Here is a 22,499-nt window from a genome sequence, read left to right on the forward strand (position 1 = left end):
TGGCTCTACTCTTCGCAAAGGCCCCAGCCCCGTGGCCGTCGCCTCCGTAGGGTTGGGGTATGAGGCCGGCAACCGTATGGCAGGCGCTGATGCAGCCGCCGTGGCGGTTCCTGCTCAGCCGATGGCCTTGGCGCACGCTCATCTACCTGCTGGTGAGCTCCGCGCTCGGGCTCGTGTTGTTGCCGGTCGTGATCGTCACGCTTCTGCTCCTGCCACTGTGGGGCATCGTCATCGGCGCGATCGAGCGCCGTCGCACCCACATCCTCGGCTTTCCCCGTCAAGCCTCCGGGCACGTGCCCCTCACTCGTGCGCAACGGCATATCTGGTTGGGTGTGCGGATGAACGAGGGCGCGACCTGGCGGGAGACCGCGGCACTGCTTCTCGACCTCGTGCTCGGCTGGGTCGCGCTGGCCGTCCTGTTCGCTCAAGGGCTCTGCCTCGTCGTGTTCGTCTTCATCGGTTTCTCCGGCGCCCGTGGCCTCGCGCAAGTCAACCTTTTCGCAGACGTCCGGATCATCGCGGGACCGGACAACTGGTGGCTGGCCATCCCGATCGGCCTGGTCGCGATCTGCCTGTTTGCCTACGTCAATGCCTTCGTCGCGGCGGGCCAATCGTCGCTACTGCGAATGCTCTGCGGACCTCGCCCACGTGAGCTCGCCCGGAACGTCGAACGGCTCATCCAGTCGCGTGCCGCGCTGGTCGAGGCGTTCGAGAGCGAACGGCAACGCATCGAGCGCGACCTGCACGACGGAGTACAGCAGGAACTCGTGACTCTCGCTGCCCGACTTGGAATGGTCAGCCTCGAACTCGATGATCTCGCCGCACAGGGGAGCGACACAGGGTTGGCGCGCGGCGCGCTCGATGTTGCTCAGGGCCAGGCCGAGCATGCGATGGCGACGCTGCGCAATACTGTCCGCGGTATCCACCCCGCTGTCCTCACTGACTACGGACTCCGTGCCGCGCTCAACGAGCTGGCGGACCGCACCCCGGTCCCGATCGTCCTCGACGCGGCCGAGTTCGGTCGGCTCCCGAGCGCGGTCGAGACGGTCGCGTACTATCTCGTCACCGAGGCGATGAGCAATACCGTCAAGCACACCACCGCCACACGCCTGACCGTCCGAGTCGGCATCGAAGCCGACATGCTCGCTGTGGCCGTCACCGACAACGGGCATGGCGGGGCCGACGAGAACGTTGGAACCGGGCTGCGCGGACTCCGCGAGCGAGCTGAGACGCTCGGCGGGCAGTTCACCATCATCAGCCCAGACGGGGGACCAACGACCTTGTACATGGCCCTGCCGATCATTGCGGCGATTTCGGAGCGCGATGCGTCTGCTGCTCGCTGAGGACTCCGCGCTGCTGCGCGAAGCGCTGACTGCCCTCTTGGAACGACTCGGCCACACCGTCGCCGCCACAGCGGAGACCGCACCTGATCTCCTCGCGAAGTTCGCGCGCCTCGCCGATATCGACGAGCGACCAGATCTCGTTCTCACCGATGTCCGGATGCCGCCCAACAACAGCGACGATGGGCTTCGCGCCGCACTCGAGATTCGGGCCGCGCATCCGACCCAGCCCATCATCGTGCTGTCGCAATACATCGCAGACAACTACGCCCGCGAACTGCTCACACTCCGCGAAGGTGCGATCGGCTACCTCCTCAAGGACCGCGTGAATCGAGTCCGCGACTTCGACGACGCACTCGAAACAGTTGCGTCCGGCGGCACCGTCATCGACCCCGACGTGGTGCAGCACCTCCTCAGCACTACCCAGCCGGGACCGCTCGAAACTCTCACGGCACGAGAGCGCCAAGTGCTCGGCCTCATGGCAGACGGACAGTCGAATGCCGATATAGCCGCCACACTCGTCCTCACCGACGCATCAGTCAGCAAACACATCGGCAACATCTTCATCAAGCTCGGACTCAACCCAGTCGATGAAAACCGCCGGGTCAGGGCGGTCCTGACCTATCTCCAGAACGACCGCACTTAACTCGCCGCGAGACGGATTCCGGCCTGACTCGTTCTCTGAGAACCACTGGGCAACAGCATGGAGCGGCGGGAAAATGCCTGATGAGAAGGCGGTTATGGAGAGGGGATGACGGGAATCGAACCCGCGTGATCAGTTTGGAAGACTGAGGCTCTACCATTGAGCTACATCCCCGCGCGCCCGCTCGCGGGCACTGGATCATCGTAGTACACGATGCATCCGTCGCTGTGACGCGCGCCGCAGAAACCGCGCGCGCCGACTACCGCAGCGACGCGATCGAGTGGATCGTGCCGCGCGCGAGACGCATCTGGCGCTCGTAGGTCGCGGCGAGCGCAACGAGCAGAACGCCCGCGATGCCGAGCCACAGCCACCACCAGACGGCCTCGTAGAGCGCGGTGATCCACGGCCAGAGCTGCACGATGGCGTGAACGAGCAGCACGGCTCCGCCGAGGAGGAGTGGCGCCTGCAGGCGCCGTACGGCGCCGATGACCACGACGGTGACCGCCACCACGCCGAGGGTGACGTTGCGCCACAGTTCGGGATCGGCGAAGTCGGCGATGAGCGCCGGGATGAGCAGCACCGCGAGGCCAGGCCCGAGTGCCGGCCAGCTGCCGAGTTCGGGGGAGCGGCGCATACGGAATGCGCCCGCGCCGATGAGCGCGACGCCAACCGACGCCGTGATGAGGTCGAACGGCTCGACTTCGCCGGGCACGAGCGCGATGAGGCCGCCGACGACGAGCGCGCCGAGGCTGGTCCAGCCGAGCATCGGCCCGGCGACCGGCTTCGCGGTCGTCGCCGAAGTGGCGATGTGCACCAACGCGAGCAGCGGGAACAGCACGGCAGCGCGCACGGTGGGCTCGTCACCGCCGACGATCGCGAGCACGGTCGGCACCGACGCGAGGGCGACGGATGCCGCGAGCATCACCTCGCCGAGCCACTCGGGTTTCGACTCGGTGCGGGCCCACATCACCGCGATCACCGCACCGGCGATGAGCGCGACGACCGGCCAGAATTCGACGACGAGCACGCTGTCGGCTGCGCCGGTCGCGGCGGCAGAACCGCGCACGAGCGCCGCGCCGGTGACGGCCACCCAACCGGCGCTCACTCCAAGGAGGCGAATGGGCACTCCGCGTGCCGCCTCGGGCAGGAAGATCGCGGCGATCGACACGACGATGCCGATCGAAACGAGCAGCAGTGTGCGCAACTCGGAGTCGCCGCTCGACGCGACACTGGGCAGCACAGCGACCGCCGCGGCAGCGCCGAAGAGGGCCGTGCGGCCCGTGGCGCGTGAGTCGGCGGTGATCCGCCGCCAGGTGATGAGACCGCCGGTGACGGCCAACGCAGCGGCGAGTGGAAGCGTATAGGCCTCGACGTTCTCGACGCCGTCACCCGCGAGCCAGGCCCACACCGTGGATACGCCGAGCCCGAGGCTCAGCCAGGCGACGTGTCGGGTCGGCTTCTGGCCGGCGATCGGGTCGCCGTCGAGCGCGGCCATCACGATCGGCACAGGAGTGAGCAAAAGCAGTACCAGCCACGACGTGTCCGTCGCGAAGGCGCCGGTGAAGCCCGAGACGAGAGTCGTGAGGCCCATGACCCCGACCGCGATGCCCCATGCGAGCCGAGAACTCCCGGTACGCGGCGGCACCAGGTGTGCAAGGGCGGCTGTGAGCAGGGTGGCCCCGGCGAGGCCGATGGCGACGAACTCGGCCCCGAAGACGACGTCGACGACGACGGCAGACGCGAACGCGAGGGAGAGCGGGGTCGTTGCGGCGAAGGCCGTGCGCAACACCACCGGTTTGCCGAGGCGAAGCCACAGCACACCCGCGACCACGAAGACGACCGCGGGCAGCCAGCGAGCGGCGGCATCCGTTTCGAAAGCGAGCGCCCACAGCGCGACGACGGATGCCGCGAGCAGCGGAACGGTGGCGGCCAGCCGATCGCCCGTGCTGCCGTTCCGCACGAGTGCGGCGATGGCGAGCAGGGCGGCGCTCACCGTTGCGAGCCACATCCACGGCGAGTTCCACGATTCGAGGAGTCGCCATCCGGCCGCATCGAGCCAGGGAGCGATCGAGAAGACGGCGCCGGCGAAGAGCGTCGTCGCGATCGCAAGGTGCGCCGAGCCGATCGGCGCGCTGACGTGCGCCGCCCAGACGCGACGCGCAAGCACCCGCCCGACCACGATGATGGCGATCACGAGGGCAGCGACCCACGGCCACAGCACCGAGCTCGAGTAGCCCACCTGCCAGCCGAGCGCGCCGCCGCAGCTTCCGATGACGATGAGCGTCACGAGGAGGCCCGGCAACATGAAGCGTCGAAGTGCCGCCGCGAGCGCCAGCGCGCCGCCCCCGAGGGTGATCAGCACGACAGCGGACACGACGAGGTTCGGAGCGATGGCACCGGCCACGAGGACACCCGCAAGCCCTGCGCCGATGGGGATGGCCACGAGCATGCGCACCCGGCGCACCAGCGTCGTGATGACGAGTGCACCGACCGCGGCGACGAACGGCACGAGGACGACCGCGAGATCGTGCTCCACTGGCAAGGTCACGGATGGTTCGTCGACGGCGAGGTTCCACGGCGGCACGCTCGCCACGAGCCTGGCGGCGATCGCGCCGAGGCCGAGGAACGCCCCGGGTATCGCAGCGGAGACGGCGACGCCCACCGCAGCCACGCAAGCCCAGAGCGAGTCGCGCGACGCCGGCCCGGTCAGACGCACGCCGGCCCCGAGCACGGCGGCCACGACGCCCGCCGCGGCGGGCGCGAGCCAGATCGCGAGATCCGTGTCGAGTTCGGAGACGATCGACACCGTCGGCGCGAGCGCGAGGCTCAGCCCGAACGCGGGCGCGGCGATGCGAGCCCAGATCTGAGACACGTCGTTGCTTCGAAGACGCACCGCGATCAGTGCGATCAACCACGCCGCCGCGACTGCGAGGTAACTCCACAGCTGGTTCCACTGGATGTCGACCAGCGCCCAGAACGCAGGGATCAGCGCGAACGCACCGGCGACGAATCCAGCGCCGAGCACGATCGCGCGCTCGGCGGTGCGCGGCAGCAGTACTGCAACCGACCCGAGCAGCGAGGCGCTGAGGAGGCCGAGCCACCAGCCAGTGCCCGGGAGGTCGTCGGGCGCAAGCTCGAACGTGAGCAGGAAGACACCGACGGGCGCGAGCGCTGCCGCGGCGAAGCCGGCCACGCGGATGCCACTGACCGCACGTACGCCCAAGAGCACGGCCGCGACGATCAGCAGCGCGCCGCCCGTGTACCCGGCGGCGCCGAGGGAATCGGTGCCGAACAGCCCGTTGGCCCGCACGATCCACACGTCGAGCAACAGCAGCACGATAGCGACGGATGCCACGCCCTCGGCGGTGCCCGGAAGGCCTCGCGCCCGCAACAGCCATGCGACGCCGAGCACCAGCACGCTCGCAATCGCGATGATCACCGAGCGCACCTCGAGGCTCGCCACGAGGTAGGCGACGAAGAGGAACACGACGGCTGTAATCGAGATCAACACGACGCCGAGTGTGAGGAGCAGCACCTGTACGCCGGAACGACCGGAACGGGTCGAATCGGATGCCGTCGGAGCGGAAGGCGCCATCGCGGCGGCGACGGGAGCCGGGGCAGGCGCGTCCGGCGAGACGGGTGCTGCAACGGGACCCGCAACCGAGGCGAGCGGTGCGCGAACGGCGATCGCGGCATCCGCTGCTGTCGCTGCGCTGGCCACCGACGGCACTCCTGCGGCGATCGGCACGGCGACCCGCACCGTGCCGTCCATCGCAGCCGCATCGCGAGCCCGTGCCGATTGCGCCTCGCGCATGGCCGAGATCAGCGACTGTCGACCCAGCTCGTCGTCATGCAGCCGTCGACCCGCCGCCAGCAGCTGACTCGCTGCGGGAACCGACAGATCGAGGCCGCAGGTGCCGCACACCGCCGAGGTCAGCGTGCTGAAGCACGACGGGCAGAGGGTCGTGTCGACCAGCTGCGCCGGGCTGGACGGCCAGCGTCGGAGGTCGCGTCGGACGACGGAATCGTGGTCGGGCATGCGCACACTCTGCCACGGTGCGCAGTCCCGGTGACGATTCATCCACAGCAGCGCGTCGGCAGCCGGGAGGCAAGTGCACAACGAGCGCAAGCGCTGTGCAGTAGACTTTCCGGGGTCCATCCGTCTGACGCATGCTTCGGCATGTCCGTGCGGCTGAATCGACGAGTTGAGTCGCGACTCGGGGCGTAGCTCAGCTTGGTAGAGCGCCCGCTTTGGGAGCGGGAGGTCGCAGGTTCGAATCCTGTCGCCCCGACGAGTTCTACGACTCGACACGAACTTCCACACAACAGGAGATCTTCCACATGCCGACCACTTCGGTTGAGAAGCTGAGCCCGACACGCGCCAAGCTCACCATCTCGGTGACGCCTGAGGAGCTGAAGCCCAGCATCACCCACGCCTACGAGCACATCGCCGAGCAGATCAATGTGCCCGGGTTCCGCAAAGGCAAGGTGCCGCCGCCCATCGTCGACCAGCGCGTCGGCAAGGGCGCCGTGCTCGAGCACGCCGTCAACGAGGGCCTCGACGGCTTCTACCGCGCTGCCGTCGCCGAGCACGAACTGCGCCCCCTCGGCCGGCCCGAGGCCGACATCGTCGAGTGGCCCAGCGACAAAGACTTCTCTGGCGAGCTGTTGCTCGCGATCGAGGTCGACGTTCGCCCCGAGATCGAGCTGCCCGCCTACGAGGGACTCGAGCTCACGGTCGACTCCGTCGAGGTCGGCGACGACGAGGTCAGCGAAGAACTCGAGCGCCTGCGCAGCCGCTTCGGTACGCTCATCACCGTCGACCGGCCTGCCAAGACCGGTGACTTCGTGACTCTCGATCTCGTCGCCATGATCGAAGAGACCGAGGTCGACACGGCGAGCGGCATCTCGTACGAGCTCGGCTCGGGTGAGCTGCTCGAGGGCATCGACGAGGCGCTCGACACGCTCTCGGCAGGCGAGACCACGACCTTCGCATCGAAGCTCCTGGGCGGCGACCACGAGGGCGAGACCGCCGAGATCACCGTCACCGTCACCGCCGTGAAAGAGCGCGAGCTGCCCGAGGCCGACGACGACTTCGCGCAGATCGCGAGCGAGTTCGACACGCTCGCCGAGCTGACCGACAGCCTCAAAGAGCAAGTCGCACGCAACAAGTCGTTCGGCCAGGGCAACCAGGCCCGCGACCTTCTCGTCGACAGGCTCCTCGAGCTCGTCGAGGTGCCGGTCGCGCAGGCCGTCATCGACGACGAGGTGCACCGTCACCTCGAGAACGAGAACCGCCTCGAAGACGACGAGCACCGCGCTGAGGTCGCCGAGTCGAGCGTGAAGGCGTTCAAGACGCAGATCCTGCTCGACTCGATCGCCGAAGCCGAAGGCGTGCAGGTCAGCCAAGACGAGCTCACCCAGTACCTCGTGCAGGGCGCGGCCCAGTACGGCATGGAGCCGAACGAGTTCGTTCAGGCGCTCAGCCAGAACAGCCAGATTCCCGCCATGGTCGGCGAAGTCGCCCGCAACAAGGCGCTCGCGCTCGCGCTCGGCAAGGCGAAGGTGTCGGATGCCGCGGGCAAGCCCGTCGATCTCTCCGAGTTCACCGCCGTCGCCGAAAACGAAGCCGAAGCAGAAGCAGAGGCCGAGACCGTCGACGAGGCTGAAGAGATCGTCGAAGAGGCCGAAGCCGTCGAGAAGCCCGCGCCGAAGAAGCGTGCGCCGAAGAAGGCCGCCGCTGCCGACGACGCTGCTGAGAAGCCCGCGCCCAAGAAGCGTGCAACGAAGAAGGCAGACGCCGAATAGTCGAGCGTCGATTTCAGTGAGCGGGGCCGGGCGAATCGCCCGGCCCCGCTTGTTCGTCGAAGAGGAGCACAGCATGAGCGACTGGCAGCAGCGGGTCGACGCCGTCTGGGCGGCAGCAGACGAACTCGGTGACGACGAGGTGGTCCGCCGTATCGACGCCATCGCCGCCGAGCGTCCGGCAGATGATCCGCTCGCGCTCTTCGAACGTGCGGGTTCACGTGACTCCGCGGGCCTCGAAGTCGACGCCGAAGTGCTGTACCGCGACGCCCTCGCGAACGGCCTCGCCGGTTCTGAACGCGTGCAGGCCCATGTCCAGCTCGCCTCCACGATCCGCAACCTCGGGCGGCCGCTCGAAGCGATCGCCCTCCTCGATGCGATCGAGCCCGACGCCGGTGAGCTGCACGACGCGGTCGTCGCGTTCAGGGCGCTCGCCCTCGTCGATGCGGGCTTGCCCGCCCGGGCGGCATCAGACGCTCTCTCGGCTCTCGCGCCGCACCTGCCGCGCTACCGCGTCTCGGTCGCCGCATACGCCGCGGAGCTCGCGGCATCCGCCTAGGGCGAACAGCCCCGTTCGCGTGCGTTGCACCGGATAGATTCGAGTGAACGCGACAACGGAAACGGAGCGAAACATGGCCGAACCGACACCAGGCACCGGTGTTTTCGATCGACTGCTGAAGGACCGCATCATCTGGCTTGGCTCCGAGGTGCGCGACGACAACGCCAACGAGATCGCGGCGAAGCTGCTGCTGCTCGCCGCCGAAGATGCCAAGAAAGACATCTTCCTCTACGTCAATTCACCGGGCGGGTCCATCACGGCCGGCATGGCGATCTACGACACGATGCAGTTCGTGCCGAACGACATCGTCACGGTCGGCATCGGCATGGCCGCCTCGATGGGGCAGCTGCTCCTCACCGCCGGCACCAAGGGCAAGCGGTACATCACCCCCAACGCGCGCGTGCTCCTGCACCAGCCGCACGGCGGCTTCGGCGGCACTTCGAGCGACATCCAGACGCAGGCGCAGCTCATCCTCGACATGAAGAAGCGCCTCGCCGAGATCACCGCGGCGCAGACCGGCAAGACCGTCGAGCAGATCAACGCCGACGGCGACCGCGACCGTTGGTTCAACGCACAGCAGGCACTCGAGTACGGCTTCGTCGACCACATCCGCGAGTCGGCACTCGATGTCGCCGGCGGCGGCGGAACCCAGGCGTAGGCACTCGAGAGAAGAGAGAACGAGCGAATGAACATACCCGCTTTCGGTGGCACCGCCTTCAACGGCGTCCAAGCACCGGGCTCGCGCTACATCCTGCCGAGCTTCGAGGAGCGCACTGCCTACGGCTACAAGCGCCAAGACCCCTACGCCAAGCTCTTCGAGGACCGCATCATCTTCCTCGGCGTGCAGGTCGACGACGCATCCGCCGACGACATCATGGCGCAGCTCCTCGTGCTCGAGTCGATGGATCCCGACCGCGACATCATCCTCTACATCAACTCGCCCGGTGGCTCCTTCACTGCGATGACGGCGATCTACGACACGATGCAGTACATCCGTCCGCACATCCAGACGGTCGTACTCGGCCAGGCTGCGTCGGCAGCGGCGGTCATCGCCGCTGCAGGCACGCCCGGCAAGCGCCTGGCACTGCCGAATGCGCGCATCCTGATCCACCAGCCGGCGATGGGCGAGGCCGGGCACGGCCAGGCATCCGACATCGAGATCCAGGCGGCCGAGATCCTGCGCATGCGCGGATGGCTCGAAGAGACGCTCTCGCGTCACTCGAACCGCACGCAGGAGCAGGTCAACACCGACATCGACCGCGACAAGATCCTCTCCGCGGCCGAAGCCCTCGAGTACGGTCTCATCGACCAGGTGCTCACCTCGCGCAAGAGCCTCCCGGCGATCACGCGATAACCTCGCAGCGTGGTGAACGCGGCGGATGACTGGCTGAACGACAGCCGCGCCATCCGTCGCGTTTCGCTGTATTCGGATGCCGCGATCGACCGCGGTTCCTGGCCGGCGACGATTCCCGCGGTCGCCCAGCTCATCCGGGATGGCGGCATCGAGTTCGCGCCCGGGCTGACCTTCCTCGTCGGCGAGAACGGCAGCGGCAAGTCGACGCTGCTCGAGGGCATCGCGACGGCCTACGGGCTCCCACCAGAGGGCGGCAGCAACAACGGCGGGCGATCCACCAGACCGAGCGAATCGCCGCTCGGCGACTGGCTGCGAATCGAACGCAGTCCGTCGGCGCCGCGATGGGGCTTCTTCCTGCGGGCAGAGACGATGCACGGCTACTACAGCTACCTCGAGGCGCTGCCCGGCAGCCCCGACCAGCATCTGCATTCGATGAGCCACGGCGAGTCGTTCAACGACCTACTCGACAACAAGCTGAACCACTCGCAGTACCTGGCCGGCCTCGTCTGCCTCGACGAGCCAGAGGCGGCCCTCTCGTTCGCCTCCATCCTCAGCTGGATCGCCGGCCTCGACCGCATGGTGTCGCGCGGCACGCAAGTCATCTGCGCCACCCATTCGCCGATCCTCGCCTCGGTGCCGGGCGCCACGATCCTCGAACTGGGGGAGTGGGGCATCCGTGAGACCACCTGGGAGGAACTCGAGCTCGTCTCGCACTGGCGTCTGTACCTCGATGACCCGAAGCGGTATCTGCGTCACCTGCTCGACTGATGGCCGCAGTTCGCGACCGGCGAACTGCTGGGCGTGTCGAATCCGACCGGCTACCCTCGATCGGCCCGATCTCGGGCTAGGCTCGGAACAGACTCGTCGACAGGGAGGTTTCGATGGCACGCATCGGAGAGAGCGCCGACCTGCTCAAGTGTTCCTTCTGCGGAAAGAGCCAGAAGCAGGTGCAGCAGCTCATCGCCGGACCCGGCGTCTACATCTGCGACGAGTGCGTGGAGCTCTGCAACGAAATCATCGAGGAGCGGCTCGCCGAAGCCGGCGAGACCGAGGCGGGCGAGTTCGAGCTGCCGAAGCCCAAAGAGATCTTCGGATTCCTCGAGGAGTACGTCATCGGTCAAGAGGCCGCGAAGAAGGCGCTCGCCGTTGCGGTCTACAACCACTACAAGCGCGTTCGCGCACGCACGACGCTGACGTCGGCAGATGCGCGCGACGACGTGGAGCTGGCGAAGTCCAACATCCTGCTGATCGGCCCGACGGGCTGCGGAAAGACCTACCTCGCGCAGACCTTGGCCAAGCAGCTGAACGTGCCGTTCGCCGTGGCCGACGCCACCGCGCTCACCGAGGCGGGGTACGTCGGTGAAGACGTCGAGAACATCCTGCTGAAGCTCATCCAGGCCGCCGACTTCGATGTGAAGCGCGCTGAGACCGGCATCATCTACATCGACGAGGTCGACAAGATCGCGCGAAAGGCCGAGAACCCGTCGATCACGAGGGACGTCTCGGGTGAGGGCGTGCAGCAGGCGCTCCTGAAGATCCTCGAGGGCACCGTCGCATCGGTGCCGCCGCAGGGCGGGCGCAAGCACCCGCACCAGGAGTTCATCCAGATCGACACGACGAACGTGCTCTTCATCGTGGCCGGAGCGTTCGCGGGCCTCGAAGACATCATCTCCTCGCGGGCGGGCAAGCGCGGCATCGGGTTCGGTGCCCCGTTGCACAACAAAGAAGACGAAGCCGACATCTTCAGCGAGGTGCTGCCCGAAGATCTCCACAAGTTCGGCCTGATCCCCGAGTTCATCGGCCGGCTCCCGGTCGTGGCGACCGTCACGCCGCTCGACCGCGAGGCGCTCATGCAGATCCTCACGGTGCCGAAGAACGCGCTCGTGCGGCAGTACCAGCGCATGTTCGAGCTCGACGGCGTCGAACTCGACTTCGAAGAGGAGGCGTTGCAGGCGATCGCCGACCTCGCCGTGCTTCGACAGACCGGTGCACGCGGCCTTCGCGCGATCATGGAGGAGGTGCTCGGACCGATCATGTTCGAGGTGCCCTCTTCGACAGGTGTCGCCCGGGTCGTCGTCACCAAGGCCGCGGTGCTCGACAATGCCGCCCCCACGATCGTGCAGCACAAGCCGCGTCGCGCTGAGAAGTCGGCGTAGAACTCGTTCGAGAGCGAGCACCGGACATCTTCCAAACCGTCGTCGCGGGCGTCATCGCGGCCATCACCGGGTTCGCGAGCTCCTTCGCCCTGGTGATCGCAGGACTCCTCGCCGTCGGCGCGAGCGAGACGCAGGCAGCTTCAGGCCTGTTCGCGCTGTGCATTGCGACCGGCGTCACGTGCATCCTTCTGCCGGTCATCACCCGGATGCCGGTCTCGTTCGCGTGGTCGACACCCGGTGCGGCGCTGCTCGTCGCGGCGGCCGCGACCACCCAGCAATTCGCGGCGGCGATCGGTGCCTTCATCGTCTGCGGTGTGCTCATCGTGCTCTCGGGCCTGTGGCCTGCGCTCGGGCGCGCGATCACGAGCATCCCGAAGCCGATCGCGAGCGCGATGCTCGCCGGCATCCTCTTTCCGATCTGCGTCGCGCCGGTGTTCGCGGCCGTCGAGCAGCCGGCGATCGCCCTTCCGATGATCCTCGTCTGGTTGCTGCTCGCTCGCCTCGCGCCTCGCTGGGCCGTTCCGGCGGCGATGCTCGTGGCGGTGATCGGCATCGCAGTGATCGCGGGTCCGGCCGTGCTCGGCAGTGAAGCCGTGCGGCCGCAGCTCGAGTTCGTCGCACCGGTCTTCGACCCATTCGTCATCGTGAGTCTCGGCCTGCCCCTCTTCATCGTGACCATGGCGGGCCAGAACGTGCCGGGGTTCGCGGTGATGTCGACGTTCGGCTATCGCCTCGCTCCCAGGCAGGTTCTCGTCACCTCAGGCGCCGCATCCGTGGCCGCGGCCTTCGCGGGCGGCCACGCGATCAACCTCGCGGCGATCACCGCTGCGATCATGGCGAGCCCCGAGTCGAATCCCGACGCCGGGCGCCGCTGGGTCGCCACGCTCACTTCGGGGGTCGTTTACCTCGTGTTCGGAGCAGGGGCGGGGCTCGCTGCCGCGGTCGTGCAGGCCTCACCGCCGATCATCATCACGGCGGTTGCCGGACTCGCGCTGCTCGGCGCCCTGGTCACGTCCGTCACGGGCGCGCTCGAAGCTCCGGGGCAGCGCATCACCGCGATCGGCACATTCCTGGTGACGGCGTCGGGCGTTGCGGTCGTCGGGATCGGCTCGGCTTTCTGGGGCCTCGTGGTGGGTGGAATCCTCATGCTCTGGTTGCGTCCGCGCGTCCGCGACCGGAGCGCGAAGGCCAGCGAAGCCCGCTGAACAGCCCGGTGGGGGTTCTGACGCCCTGAAGGCGGCTATGCCACGCGGTGCTCAATCGAACACGCGCACGAGCTCCCAGCGGCGCTCGTGGCGGCGTACATCGAAGACGTGGGTCTCGCCGTCGTCGGCAGTGGCCTGGAAACGCCAGCCTGCGATCTGCAGCGGCGGTCTGCCTGGTGAGACATCGTGTGCCGCGACGGGTGACCACCAGTCGCACGGGCCCACGAGCGTCGTCGGAGTGTCCGTCACGCGGAAGCGACGTGAGCGCCACACGAGTCGCTCGGGGCGGCCGTCGTCGTTCGTCCATACCTCGACGAACTCGTGAACGAGCGACATGGGCACCTCACCGAATCGAATGTATGTTCGATGGTAGCACCGCGCTCGAGCGCACGAAACGCCGCCGAGCATCTGCCCGGCGGCGTTCCTCAGCTCAGTCGGCGATCAGGCGAGATCGTCGTCGGTGCGCGCGCCGAAGACGATCTCATCCCAGCTCGGCATCGAAGCACGCCCCTTCTTGGAAGCGCCCCGTGCGCCGGCCGGGCCGGTGGAGGCTTTGCCGCCCCAAATGCTCCGAGCGGCCGTGCCGGGCTTCTCTTCGACCGGTTGCTCGGGCGGGGGTACTGGTTCCTGCATCACAGCCGGGGTGACCGGTGTCGGCGGCTGCTCTTGCCCGTTTCCGGCAGCCTCCCGCTCGCCGCGCCGTCGCCGGAGCGCCTCGAGCAGGTCTGCTGTCTCGCCGAGCGTCTGCTTCGGTTCATCCGCTCGTTTGATCGCAGCACGCGACGCTGCAGGGCTCGACGTCTGCGGCGAGCGCGAGTACGGGAGCGGTTCGAGATGCGGGGCGGTGTCGAATTCGCCGTGCTCGGGCTCTTCGAAGGTGAAGGCGCCGCTGTCGAAGCGCGACTCGTCGGAGTCGGCAGCGACGACGCGCAGGCGCGGGATCAGCCCGCCCTTCATCTCGCCCTGCTGCGAGAGTGTGATCGCTTCGGAGTTCAGCGGTTGCAGCGATTGCTTGCGGGGCTCGAAGCCCCAGCGTGCGTCGTGGTCGATCGTCTCGGCAGTGAACTCGAGCTTGATGATCCAGCCGCGCTCCTCGTCTTTCCAGCTCGCCCAGCGTTCACCATGGGCGCTGAGCTGGGCGAGTCGGTCACGGATGACTCCGCCGAACGACGGCGGCTCGTCGGCCGGGTCGACCTCGATCGAGACGTGCACCGGCACCGCGAGTGCCGAGGTGACCATGTGTTCGCGCTCGGCGAGCACGGGGCCTTCGAAGCGGCGGATGTAGTCGAGGGATGCGCCGGTGACCTGAGCGACCTCTTCGGCCGACATGCCCGACCTGATGTGGGCCTGCACTTCGCGCGGCGAAGGTTTGGGCCCGGTGTGCTGTTCGGGTTGCGCCTGCCGGATACGAGATTGCAGTACTTCGTCGATCTCGATCCGGAAGCGCGCGCCATCGTCGGATGCGGCGAGCAATGCGCCGTTCTCGACTCCGATTACCTTGAGTTCCTGCATCGCGACAAGCCCTTCCGTGCCTTCGTCTCCGCCCAAGGATGCCACGTCGGGATGTGTGCTCGTGGGAATACCCCGGGCGCGGCGGAAGTTGAGCACGAAGGACCTGGGAAAACCCACACAAGTGGTTTGCTAACGCAACCGATTTGATGCAGACTATGGCCGCCGAATCTTCGGCGATGAGGAAATGGATGGGAATGGCAACGGATTACGACGCACCGAGGAAGACCGAAGACGACTCTGAGTCGATCGAGGCCCTCAAGGAGCGCGTCCCCGACAAGATGTCGGGCGTAGTGGATGTCGAAGACGCCGATAACCCCGGCGGGTTCGACCTCGCTGGTGCCGATCTCTCCGACGTCGAACTCGACGTGGTGGTGCTTCCGCCGCAAGCTGACGAGTTCACCTGTGTGAACTGCTTCCTGGTGAAGCATCGTTCACAGATCGACCACGAGACGAAGCTCGGGCCGATCTGCTTGGAGTGCGCGTCCTAGACGCTCGGCTCAGTACGCTCAGGGCCGTCGTGATCCATTGATCGCGGCGGCCAGTTCTTTCGGATGACGCGTCGAGATCAGCCAGTAGGGCGTGGGGTCCGACTCGTCGGTGACGGGAACCCGCACGACGGATTGCACCCATCCGCGGATCACGAGGAACGCGCGGGCATCGAGACCCGTTCCGCGTTCGACGCGCGCAGCGGCATCCGTCGCCCCCACCGCTGTTCCGGTGTCGGCGAGCGGTATCGACGCACGACCCGCACTGAGCCGCCCGTCGGCGACCTCGATGACCGGTGCCGTGAGGCTGAGTGAGATGACCACCGCGCCGTAGAGGATGATCCCGGTCGCGATGCCGGCGGGCAAGGAGACCGGCGCAAGCACGAGGATGCTGGCGGGGATGAAGAGCAGTGAGGCGAGGTAGATCCACGGCGTCGGCCAGAGTCTTTCGCGGTAGTCGGGCATGGCTCTATTCGACCAGACTTCTGCACTACCCTCGAACAGTGACCGATTCCATCGATGTGCTGATCACGGCCGAGCACGTTCCGTCGTACGCCCATCCGGGCGATGCGGGCGCCGATCTCCATGCCGCCGAGTCGGTCATCCTCGAGCCCGGAGAGCGCGCCACCGTCGGCACAGGCGTCGCGATCGCGCTGCCAGACGGGTACGTCGCCTTCGTCGTGCCCCGCTCGGGTCTGGCCTTCAAGCACGGCATCACGATCGTCAATGCGCCAGGCACCGTCGATGCGGGCTACCGCGGCGAGATCAAGGTCGCCCTGCTGAACACCGACGCGATCGAGCCGTACACGATCGAGGCCGGCGACCGTATCGCCCAGCTCGTCGTGATGCCCGTGCTCCGCGCACGGTTCGTCGAGGTCGAGCGACTGCCCGGCAGTGTGCGCGGCGAGGGCGGATTCGGCTCCACCGGTACCGGGGCGCACAAGTCAGGAGTGAACGCGTGAGCGACATCGAGAACACCGGCGAGATCTCCGCCGATCAGCCAAAGTCGGCCCCCGAAGACCGCGCGAGCGCGGGCCCCTTCGATGAGGCCGAGGCGAACCCGGTTCGTCCCTATGTCGACCTCGGCGGTGTGAAGGTGCTGCCGCGTGAGGGTCTCCACCTTCGCCTCGAAGTAGAAGAGGGCACCAAACGGGTCGTCGCCATCGGCCTCGACTACGCGAATTCGACGCTGCAGGTGCAGCCGTTCGCCGCGCCGCGTTCGAGTGGTCTCTGGCACGAGATCCGCGCGCAGATCGCTGAGCAGATCGCCCGCCAGGGCGGCACGACCACCGTGCGCGAGGGCACCTTCGGGCCTGAACTGCTCGCCCAGATCCCCGTCGCCGCGGGCGAGGGGCAGCAGGGTCAGATGCGACTCGCGCGCTTCGTCGGGGTCGACGGACCCCGATGGTTCCTGCGCGGTGTGATCGCCGGTGAAGCCGCGGTCGACCCGGCCGCGGCTGCCAAGGTCGAAGACCTCTTCCGTTCGATCGTCGTGGTGCGCGGCACCACGCCGATGCCGCCGCGCGACCTGATTCCGCTGCGCATGCCCGCGTCCTCCGCAGGCGCACCCACGGCGTGACCGAGATGACGGATGCCTCTGGGCCGTCGCGTCCCGATGAGAGCGGCCGAACGGATGCCGCATCCGAGGGTGAGCCCGCAGAGGGCGGCGAGTTCGGAAGGCAGTTCGCCGCCGCCGCCGAGAAGAGCGGCCTCGGCGCCCTCGCGCGTGACGAGAAGCTGAGCGGCCGTGACCTGCTGACCGCGGTCGGCGGCGTTCGAGGCATCCTCGAGGCCCTGTTGCCCGGACTCGTGTTCCTGGTGGTCTACAGCGGGCTCACGAGCTTCGCAGGCCAAGACGCGCAGGCCGCGCTCGTGCCCGCACTCACGGCATCCGTCGGTCTCGCAGTGGTGTTCACGGTCGTGCGGCTCGCCACCAAGGGGCAGCCGACCCAGGCGATCGCGGGGCTCATCGGCGTGCTCGCTTCGGCGGCGCTCGCCCTCTGGTCGGGCAATGCGCGCGACAACTACGTGCTCGGGTTCTTCACGAATGCGGGGTACGCGCTCGCGCTGATCGTATCGCTGCTCGTTCGTTGGCCGGCGCTCGGCCTCATCGTCGGATTCCTCATGGGCGACGGCGTCGCCTGGAAGCACGACAAGCGCAAGTACCGCGCGGCGCAGTTCCTCACGCTCGTCTGGATCGGGCTGTTCGTCGCGCGCCTTGCGGTGCAGGTGCCGTTCTACCTCGTCGACAACGTCGAGGCGCTCGGGGCCACTCGCCTCCTCATGGGCGTGCCGCTCTACGCGCTCGTGCTGGTCTTCTCCTGGCTCGTGGTTCGGGCGATCTATCCGTCTTCGGCTCGCTCTGCCGAGTGATAGAGTTATCTCGACGTCAAGATAAATCCGCACACCGTGCGAGGCCTGTCGGCGGGCGAGTGGCTTAGGTTACCCTTGCTGGAACAGCCCCATGTCTGACGGAGAAGATGGAGCGTCGCCCGCGTGTTCGGCGGCATCCACGAAGGAGAGGACATCGTGTCTGCAGTGAACAGTTTCGGGGCGAAGGACACGCTCCACGTCGGTGATGAGTCCTACGAGATCTTCCGGATCGACAGCGTGCCGGGCCATGAGAAGCTGCCGTTCAGCCTCAAGGTGCTGCTCGAGAACCTGCTGCGCACCGAAGACGGCAAGAACGTCACCAGGGAGCAGATCGAGGCCCTCGGGTCGTGGGTGCCGACGGCCGAGCCCGACACCGAGATCCAGTTCACGCCGGCTCGTGTCGTCATGCAGGACTTCACGGGCGTCCCCTGCATCGTCGACCTCGCCACGATGCGCGAAGCGGTCGTCGGCCTCGGCGGAGACCCCAACAAGATCAACCCACTCGCGCCCGCCGAGATGGTCATCGACCACTCCGTGATCGCCGACCTCTTCGGTACCGAGAACGCACTCGAGCGCAACGTCGAGATCGAGTACGAGCGAAACGGCGAGCGGTACCAGTTCCTCCGCTGGGGCCAGACGGCGTTCGACGACTTCAAGGTCGTGCCGCCGGGCACCGGCATCGTGCACCAGGTCAACATCGAGCACCTCGCGAAGGTCACCTTCACGCGCGTGGTCGACGGTGTGCTGCGCGCCTACCCCGACACCTGCGTCGGCACCGACTCGCACACCACGATGGTCAACGGCCTCGGCGTGCTCGGCTGGGGCGTCGGCGGCATCGAGGCCGAGGCGGCCATGCTGGGCCAGCCAGTGTCGATGCTCATCCCGAAGGTCGTCGGCTTCAAGCTCTCCGGTGCGATCCCCACGGGTGTGACCGCGACCGACGTCGTGCTGACGATCACCGACATGCTCCGCAAGCACGGCGTGGTCGGCAAGTTCGTCGAGTTCTACGGCTCGGGCGTGGCATCCGTGCCGCTCGCCAACCGCGCCACCATCGGCAACATGAGCCCCGAGTTCGGCTCGACGGCCGCGATGTTCCCCATCGACGACGTCACCCACGACTACCTGCGGCTCACCGGCCGCAGCGCCGAGCAGATCGCGCTCGTCGAGGCGTACTCCAAGGTGCAGAAGCTCTGGCACGACGCCGACAGCGAGCCGGCTTTCAGCGAGTACATCGAGCTCGACCTCTCGACGGTCGTGCCCTCGATCGCCGGGCCGAAGCGCCCGCAAGACCGCATCGAGCTCACCGATTCGAAGAGCGCATTCGAGAGAGACCTGCTGAGCTACGCTCGGGTCGACCACGATCTCGTCGACCTCGAGGGCGCCGAGTCCTTCCCGGCCTCCGACCCGCCCGGAAACACTCCCGAAGACGAGCACAGCCACCACGAGCACCATCACCGCAGCCACGCGCCTGCGACCGCGTCGAACCCGACGCCGGTGCGGCTCGAAGACGGCCAGCAGTTCACGCTCGATCACGGCGCCGTCGCCATCGCCGCGATCACCTCGTGCACGAACACCTCGAACCCCTCGGTGATGCTCGCCGCGGGCCTCCTCGCCCGCAATGCGGCGAAGAAGGGCCTGAAGGCCAAGCCGTGGGTGAAGACCACCCTCGCGCCGGGCTCGAAGGTCGTCACCGACTACTACGAGAAGGCTGGTCTCACGAGCTACCTCGAAGACCTCGGCTTCTACACCGTCGGCTACGGCTGCACGACCTGCATCGGCAACTCGGGCCCGCTGATCGACGAGATCTCGACCGCGGTCAACGAGCAGGACCTCGCGGTCACCGCGGTGCTCTCGGGCAACCGCAACTTCGAGGGGCGCATCAACCCCGACGTGAAGATGAACTACCTCGCGAGCCCGCCGCTCGTCATCGCGTACGCCCTCGCCGGGTCGATGAACTTCGACTTCGAGGTCGACGCGCTCGGCGCCGACACCGACGGCAACGACGTGTTCCTGAAAGACATCTGGCCTGACGCGGCCGAGGTGCAGCACACGATCGACACCTCGATCAACACCGAGATGTTCACGCACCAGTACGCGAGCGTGTTCGAGGGCGACGAGCGCTGGCGCAACCTCGAGACGCCCACGGGCGCCACCTTCGAGTGGGACGCCGAATCGACCTATGTGCGCAAGCCCCCGTACTTCGACGGCATGACCATGGAGACCACGCCCGTCACCGACATCGTCGGCGCGCGCGTGCTCGCCAAGCTCGGTGACTCGGTCACGACCGACCACATCAGCCCCGCCGGTTCGATCAAGGCCGACAGCCCCGCCGGTCGGTACCTGACCGAGCACGGCGTCGACCGCAAGGACTTCAACTCCTACGGCTCGCGTCGCGGTAACCACGAGATCATGATTCGCGGCACCTTCGCCAACATCCGCCTGAAGAACCAGCTCCTCGACGATGTCGAGGGCGGCTACACGCGTGACTTCACGCAGGCCGGCGCCCCGCAGTCGTTCATCTACGACGCGAGCCAGAACTACCAGGCGCAGGACACCCCCCTCGTCATCTTCGGCGGCAAGGAGTACGGCTCGGGTTCGTCGCGCGACTGGGCGGCCAAGGGCACGAGTCTCCTCGGCGTGAAGGCGGTCATCACCGAGAGCTTCGAGCGCATCCACCGCTCGAACCTCATCGGCATGGGTGTCGTGCCGCTCCAGTTCCCCGCAGGGGAGAGCTGGGCATCGCTCGGGCTCGACGGCACCGAGGTCGTTTCGATCACGGGCATCGAGCAGTTGAACGAGGGCACCACGCCCAAGACGGTGCACGTGATCGCCGAGCCGACCGAGCACTCGCCGGCCGGAAAGCAGACGGTCGAGTTCGATGCGGTCGTGCGCATCGACACTCCGGGTGAAGCCGACTACTACCGCAACGGCGGCATCCTGCAGTACGTTCTGCGTTCACTCGTCTGAGCGAACCACAGGAGAATCGGGGCGGTCGGCTTTTCGCCGATCGCCCCGATCTCTGCCCGGCTTCCCAGCGAGCCCGGCGTAGAATCGTTCCGTTCGGCGGCAGCGCCAGTGAATCTCCGGAGGCTAGACGAATGACCCTGCTCGAGACGATTTCGGGACCTCGCGATCTCGATGCGATGAGTCCCGATCAGCTCGATCAGCTCGCCGGCGAGATCCGTGAGTATCTCGTCGAGTCGGTCTCCAAGACCGGCGGCCACCTCGGACCGAACCTCGGCGTCGTCGAGCTCACGATCGCGATCCATCGGGTCTTCGAGTCGCCGCGCGACGCAGTCGTCTTCGACACCGGGCATCAGTCGTACGTCCACAAGCTCTTGACCGGGCGGAAAGACCTCTCGACCATCCGCCAGACCGGCGGGCTCGCGGGCTACCCGCAACGGTCCGAATCCGAACACGACATCGTCGAGAGCTCGCACGCCTCCAGCTCACTGTCGTGGGCGGATGGCATCTCCAAGGCGTTCGAGATGACCGGACAGACCGGTCGACACGTCGTGGCCGTCGTCGGCGACGGTGCCCTCACGGGTGGCATGACGTGGGAGGCGCTGAACAACATCTCCGACGACAACACGCGCAAGCTCGTCGTCGTCGTCAATGACAACGGCCGTTCCTATGCGCCGACGATCGGCGGCATGGCGCGGTTCCTGAACACCGTTCGCACGAAGCAGAGCTACCGCAACCTGCACCTCTCGAGTCGCCGCGCGTTCGACAACATGGGCGCGCCGGCACGCGCGCTCTATCGGGGCGTGCGCGGCGGACTCCACGGCTTCCTCAGCCGGTTCACCGGCAACGAGGCGTTGTATTCCAACCTCGACATCAAGTACATCGGTCCGATCGACGGTCACGACGAGCACGCCCTGGAGGCGGCGCTCCGCCAGGCGAAAGACTACGGCGCGCCGGTGATCGTGCACGCGATCACCGAAAAGGGGCGCGGGTACGAGCCGGCGCTGCGCGATGCCGCTGACCAGTTCCACTCCGTCGGGCAGATCGACCCCGAGACGGGCGAGTCCCTCGGTACCGCCTCGGCGCCGTCGTGGACCGGCGTCTTCGCCGACGAGATGGTGCACCTCGCCGAGAGCAACGAACGACTCGTCGGCATCACTGCAGCGATGCTGCGTCCCACGGGCCTGCACCGCATGGCCGAACGGTTCCCGAACCGGGTCTTCGATGTCGGCATCGCCGAGCAGCACGCGGCCACCGCCGCGGCGGGCCTCGCGTTCGGCGGACTCCACCCCGTCGTCGCGGTCTATGCGACCTTCATCAGCCGGGCCTTCGACCAGGTGCTGATGGATGTCGCGTTGCACAAGGCGGGCGTCACCTTCGTGCTCGACCGGGCCGGTGTCACCGGACCCGACGGGCCGAGCCACCACGGCGTGTGGGATCTCTCGATTCTGCAGGTGGTTCCCGGCATCCGCATCGCTGCCCCGCGAGACTCGGTGCGACTCACCGAAGAGCTGGGGGAGGCCGTGGTCGTCGACGACGGGCCCACGGTCATCCGTTTCCCGAAGGGCACGGTCGGCGTCGACTTCGATGCCGTGCGGCGCACAGCCGACGGGGTCGACGTCCTCGTCGAGTCCGAGCGTAAAGACGTGCTCATCGTCACGGTCGGGCCGATGGCCGACACCGGCCTCCAGGTGGCTGAGCGCCTCGAGGCGCAGGGCATCGGGGCCACCGTCGTGGATCCGCGCTGGGTCGTGCCGGTGCCCCGCAGCGTCATCGACCTCGCGGCCGAGCATCGCATCGTCGTGAGCATCGAAGACGGTATCCGTGTGGGCGGCATCGGCACCCGCATCAGGCAGGACCTGCGCAAGGCCGGCGTCGACACCGCGGTGACCGAACTCGGATTGCCCGACGAGTTCCTCGATCACGGTTCGCGAGCCGACATCCTCGAACGGGTCGGCCTGACCCCCCAGCACATTGCCCGAGACGTCACCGCGATGGTGCTCGGTTCGAAGCTGCCGCACGCGCGCGGTGCCGGGGTCGATGCAGACGTCCCGACCGACACGAGACCGCAGCCGCGCGTCTGACTCGGCGTCGAGGCCGCGA

General features: G+C 67.4%; 19 protein-coding genes and 2 tRNA genes. 16 read left to right on the forward strand and 5 right to left on the reverse strand.

The window, feature by feature from the left end; translation table 11 throughout:
• Positions 1–89: 89 nt before the first annotated feature.
• Complete coding sequence (locus tag AC1C2S_RS16830) at positions 90–1,343, forward strand: sensor histidine kinase (protein ID WP_495354415.1); 1,254 nt, start codon at positions 90–92, stop codon at positions 1,341–1,343.
• Entirely contained in the window at positions 1,324–1,986 is a 663-nt protein-coding gene (locus AC1C2S_RS16835; RefSeq protein WP_495353755.1) for a response regulator transcription factor, read from the forward strand. Before AC1C2S_RS16830 ends, AC1C2S_RS16835 begins: the two co-directional genes overlap by 20 nt.
• 100 nt (positions 1,987–2,086) lie before the next feature.
• Here AC1C2S_RS16835 and AC1C2S_RS16840 read toward each other — a convergent pair.
• Both AC1C2S_RS16840 and AC1C2S_RS16845 read right to left on the reverse strand, forming a co-directional pair.
• Positions 2,087–2,157: transfer RNA gene (locus tag AC1C2S_RS16840), tRNA-Gly, on the reverse strand.
• A gap of 85 nt (positions 2,158–2,242) precedes the next feature.
• Positions 2,243–6,022: an SCO7613 C-terminal domain-containing membrane protein gene (locus tag AC1C2S_RS16845; protein ID WP_495353756.1), complete on the reverse strand. Its 3,780-nt coding sequence runs from the start codon at positions 6,020–6,022 to the stop codon at positions 2,243–2,245.
• A 179-nt stretch (positions 6,023–6,201) separates the two neighbouring features.
• On the opposite strand from AC1C2S_RS16845, the gene AC1C2S_RS16850 reads away from it, so the two are divergent.
• From AC1C2S_RS16850 to AC1C2S_RS16885, 8 genes are all read left to right on the forward strand, one after another.
• Positions 6,202–6,275 (forward strand) — tRNA-Pro (locus AC1C2S_RS16850).
• A 49-nt stretch (positions 6,276–6,324) separates the two neighbouring features.
• Positions 6,325–7,791, forward strand: a complete 1,467-nt coding sequence (gene tig, locus AC1C2S_RS16855) for a trigger factor (protein ID WP_495353757.1) — start codon at positions 6,325–6,327, stop codon at positions 7,789–7,791.
• Between the two features lie 73 nt (positions 7,792–7,864).
• A complete protein-coding gene (locus tag AC1C2S_RS16860) occupies positions 7,865–8,347 on the forward strand; it encodes a tetratricopeptide repeat protein (RefSeq protein ID WP_495353758.1) in 483 nt (160 codons plus the stop codon).
• A 73-nt stretch (positions 8,348–8,420) separates the two neighbouring features.
• Entirely contained in the window at positions 8,421–9,005 is a 585-nt protein-coding gene (locus AC1C2S_RS16865; RefSeq protein WP_022891923.1) for an ATP-dependent Clp protease proteolytic subunit, read from the forward strand.
• 27 nt (positions 9,006–9,032) lie between these two features.
• Positions 9,033–9,701: an ATP-dependent Clp protease proteolytic subunit gene (locus AC1C2S_RS16870; RefSeq protein WP_495353759.1), complete on the forward strand. Its 669-nt coding sequence runs from the start codon at positions 9,033–9,035 to the stop codon at positions 9,699–9,701.
• A gap of 9 nt (positions 9,702–9,710) precedes the next feature.
• A complete protein-coding gene (locus AC1C2S_RS16875; protein WP_495353760.1) occupies positions 9,711–10,469 on the forward strand; it encodes an AAA family ATPase in 759 nt (252 codons plus the stop codon).
• 113 nt (positions 10,470–10,582) lie between these two features.
• Positions 10,583–11,857 carry an ATP-dependent Clp protease ATP-binding subunit ClpX gene (gene clpX / locus AC1C2S_RS16880; protein WP_495353761.1) on the forward strand — a complete coding sequence of 425 codons (1,275 nt, stop codon included), beginning with the start codon at positions 10,583–10,585 and terminating at the stop codon, positions 11,855–11,857.
• Between the two features lie 26 nt (positions 11,858–11,883).
• Complete coding sequence (locus tag AC1C2S_RS16885; protein ID WP_495354416.1) at positions 11,884–13,062, forward strand: benzoate/H(+) symporter BenE family transporter; 1,179 nt, start codon at positions 11,884–11,886, stop codon at positions 13,060–13,062.
• A 51-nt stretch (positions 13,063–13,113) separates the two neighbouring features.
• Here AC1C2S_RS16885 and AC1C2S_RS16890 read toward each other — a convergent pair whose 3' ends face one another.
• Both AC1C2S_RS16890 and sepH read right to left on the reverse strand, forming a co-directional pair.
• Positions 13,114–13,398 carry a DUF6504 family protein gene (locus AC1C2S_RS16890; protein WP_495353762.1) on the reverse strand — a complete coding sequence of 95 codons (285 nt, stop codon included), beginning with the start codon at positions 13,396–13,398 and terminating at the stop codon, positions 13,114–13,116.
• A 105-nt stretch (positions 13,399–13,503) separates the two neighbouring features.
• Entirely contained in the window at positions 13,504–14,574 is a 1,071-nt protein-coding gene (sepH, locus tag AC1C2S_RS16895) for a septation protein SepH (RefSeq protein ID WP_495353763.1), read from the reverse strand.
• Positions 14,575–14,768: 194 nt separating this feature from the next.
• Between sepH and AC1C2S_RS16900 the strand changes: the two genes are divergently transcribed.
• Positions 14,769–15,062, forward strand: a complete 294-nt coding sequence (locus AC1C2S_RS16900) for a DUF4193 domain-containing protein (RefSeq protein ID WP_495353764.1) — start codon at positions 14,769–14,771, stop codon at positions 15,060–15,062.
• A gap of 18 nt (positions 15,063–15,080) precedes the next feature.
• On the opposite strand, the gene AC1C2S_RS16905 is transcribed toward AC1C2S_RS16900, so the two are convergent.
• A complete protein-coding gene (locus AC1C2S_RS16905) occupies positions 15,081–15,524 on the reverse strand; it encodes a DUF3093 domain-containing protein (RefSeq protein WP_495353765.1) in 444 nt (147 codons plus the stop codon).
• 38 nt (positions 15,525–15,562) lie between these two features.
• Between AC1C2S_RS16905 and dut the strand changes: the two genes are divergently transcribed.
• The 5 genes from dut to dxs all read left to right on the forward strand — a co-directional run bounded on the left by dut (position 15,563) and on the right by dxs (position 22,480).
• On the forward strand, positions 15,563–16,021 hold the full coding sequence (gene dut, locus AC1C2S_RS16910) for a dUTP diphosphatase (RefSeq protein ID WP_495353766.1): 459 nt from the start codon (positions 15,563–15,565) through the stop codon (positions 16,019–16,021).
• On the forward strand, positions 16,018–16,638 hold the full coding sequence (locus AC1C2S_RS16915) for a DUF3710 domain-containing protein (RefSeq protein ID WP_495353767.1): 621 nt from the start codon (positions 16,018–16,020) through the stop codon (positions 16,636–16,638). The genes dut and AC1C2S_RS16915 overlap by 4 nt, the downstream gene beginning before the upstream one ends.
• Before the next feature lie 5 nt (positions 16,639–16,643).
• Positions 16,644–17,432 carry a DUF3159 domain-containing protein gene (locus AC1C2S_RS16920; protein WP_495354417.1) on the forward strand — a complete coding sequence of 263 codons (789 nt, stop codon included), beginning with the start codon at positions 16,644–16,646 and terminating at the stop codon, positions 17,430–17,432.
• A 156-nt stretch (positions 17,433–17,588) separates the two neighbouring features.
• The gene (gene acnA / locus AC1C2S_RS16925) at positions 17,589–20,399 is read left to right on the forward strand and encodes an aconitate hydratase AcnA (RefSeq protein ID WP_495353768.1); all 2,811 of its coding nucleotides are present in this window, start codon (positions 17,589–17,591) and stop codon (positions 20,397–20,399) included.
• A gap of 131 nt (positions 20,400–20,530) precedes the next feature.
• Positions 20,531–22,480, forward strand: coding sequence for a 1-deoxy-D-xylulose-5-phosphate synthase (gene dxs, locus AC1C2S_RS16930; protein WP_495353769.1), 1,950 nt, complete (start codon positions 20,531–20,533; stop codon positions 22,478–22,480).
• Positions 22,481–22,499 lie beyond the last annotated feature (19 nt).

The organism is Agromyces sp. Y782, from assembly GCF_059445405.1.